Origin of the sequence: Desulfococcus sp. (assembly GCF_041737845.1) — a bacterium.
In the GTDB taxonomy this organism is placed as follows: domain Bacteria; phylum Desulfobacterota; class Desulfobacteria; order Desulfobacterales; family Desulfococcaceae; genus Desulfococcus.
Window position 1 is genome coordinate 1 of record NZ_JBGSQX010000017.1, and the last position, 1700, is coordinate 1700.

The 1700-nt window shown below is 56.7% G+C and carries 4 protein-coding genes; 1 reads left to right on the top strand and 3 read right to left on the bottom strand.

Annotated elements, in window-relative coordinates; genetic code table 11:
• A partial coding sequence (locus ACEW8N_RS01710; protein ID WP_373498061.1) for a putative toxin-antitoxin system toxin component, PIN family occupies positions 1–490 on the top strand: 490 nt, incomplete at its 5' end.
• A 138-nt stretch (positions 491–628) separates the two neighbouring features.
• On the opposite strand, the gene ACEW8N_RS01715 is transcribed toward ACEW8N_RS01710, so the two are convergent.
• The 3 genes from ACEW8N_RS01715 to ACEW8N_RS01725 form a co-directional block, all read right to left on the bottom strand.
• The gene (locus tag ACEW8N_RS01715) at positions 629–997 is read right to left on the bottom strand and encodes a DUF5615 family PIN-like protein (protein WP_373498062.1); all 369 of its coding nucleotides are present in this window, start codon (positions 995–997) and stop codon (positions 629–631) included.
• Positions 981–1223, bottom strand: coding sequence for a DUF433 domain-containing protein (locus ACEW8N_RS01720; protein WP_373498063.1), 243 nt, complete (start codon positions 1221–1223; stop codon positions 981–983). Before ACEW8N_RS01720 ends, ACEW8N_RS01715 begins: the two co-directional genes overlap by 17 nt.
• Before the next feature lie 79 nt (positions 1224–1302).
• On the bottom strand, positions 1303–1659 hold the full coding sequence (locus ACEW8N_RS01725) for a type II toxin-antitoxin system HicB family antitoxin (RefSeq protein WP_373498064.1): 357 nt from the start codon (positions 1657–1659) through the stop codon (positions 1303–1305).
• Between the last annotated feature and the right edge of the window lie 41 nt (positions 1660–1700).

Here is a 1700-nt window from a genome sequence, read left to right on the forward strand (position 1 = left end):
AAGCGGCCGTGGCGGCGGCAAAAAAGGAGGCGGTCAACGGAACCCAGGCGGGAAGCCGGAAATGATCCGCGCCGTGATCGACACGCACGTTTTTGTGAGCCCCCTCTTGACCCCCGGTTCCAATGCCTCGGCCATCCTGGACTGGGTGAGAGCGGACAAGGTGGGGTTGCTGGTTTCCCGCAGCATCCTGGCGGAGATCGAGCGGGTGCTGCAATACCCGAAGCTTGCGGAGCGCCATCGCATGTCACCCAGACAGATCCGGGAATTTCTGAATGCATACGCCGAAATTGCCCAGATGACGGAGGAAAGGACAGCGGTCAGGAGGGTCCAGGGCAACCCCGCAGGCGACAAATACCTGGCGTGCGCCGTGGAAGGCGGGGCGGATTTCATCATTTCCGCAGACCACCACCTGACCGAGTTGAAAACCTACCGGGGTATCCGAATCGTGACGCCGGCTGATTTTGTGGAGCTCATCAAGGCAAAAGAATAGGGGGTGGATCATCGGCAAACCGGCTCTGGTGGTTTCGCTAAAAGTCCCGGGGCCGGATGTTGCGCCCTGTCGGCGACCGAAGCGCGGCCTCCTTCAATATCTCGATGAAAGCTCGGCTTTGCTTGCCTTATTCAGGACTCAAGAAAGTAATGGCAGGCGACGGACTCGTATACGGTTTGGCTGCACCGTTACTACCGCTCCCTGCGCCAAATCTTCAGCACAGCGCGCGAGTACTTGCTGGATTAGACCTGCCGCCTTTTTTCCGTACAATCCCTCGATACGAATCCGAATGACCGATGGGGTTGTAGCCCGTGAGAGGGCCAGAAGCGCATGGAAGTCTGCATCAAAAGTGATTACGATGCGTTCTTCTTCTCGTCCCTTCTGAAGTATCGCGGCATCGTCGGCGGTGGAATAACCGATTTCACTGACATGGACAGTATCGATTCCTTCCTCTCTCAACAATTTTGCCGCCGATCGCGGCAGACCTTGATCAAGCAGCAGTCTCATGGCTCAGGGGGAGGTCTATGACACGGTCATCGAGATGCCCGGCCGCAAAGAGAAGTGCCTGCCGAATATCCTCATCTTCAAGCTCTGGATATTCCCGGCGCAGTTCCTCGCGATCGGGGTAGAAGGCCGCCAACTCCACAACACGCCTTACCGTCAAGCGCATGTTGCGCACGCAGGGCTGGCCGTTCATGCGGGCAGGATCCACAGTGATGCGATCAAAGATCATTTTGGGGTACCTCCTGCATCTTGTATAGCATATACCGCTTTTATCACCAAGTATCTTTAAATACTGAAATCACCGTTTCCTATCCGGGTGGTTGCGATTGCCTGCCTCCACCGGTTTTCCCTGAAGTAATTTTGTTCCAACCACTCCCCAGGCACCCCCGCCGCCCGGTCCGCCGGGCACATTCCCGGCCGCGGGGACGAGTTGCCGCATAAGCCAAATGGTCGGTAAATTTTGCTACGGTCACATACACCTCCTCGTGCAAACGGGCCTGAATCTCCTGCCGGGATGCCGTCTCAAAGAAAAGCTCGATCGCCTCTTGCAGGTTGTCGCGGGCGTCTTCGATCGTCTCTCCCTGGCTGGCGATGTCGAGTTCCGGGCAGAGGGACACATACCCGTTGCCCTCTCGCTCAATAATAACCGTAAATTGTCTCCGCATGATCATCTCTCCTGTAAACCCGGGCGACCTGTGATTTTGAA

Coding starts and splice junctions, on each gene's coding strand:
- ACEW8N_RS01715 (WP_373498062.1), bottom strand. CDS start 997: ATGAGACTGCTGCTTGATCAAGGTCTGCCGCGATCGGCGGCAAAATTG.
- ACEW8N_RS01720 (WP_373498063.1), bottom strand. CDS start 1,223: ATGATCTTTGATCGCATCACTGTGGATCCTGCCCGCATGAACGGCCAG.
- ACEW8N_RS01725 (WP_373498064.1), bottom strand. CDS start 1,659: ATGCGGAGACAATTTACGGTTATTATTGAGCGAGAGGGCAACGGGTAT.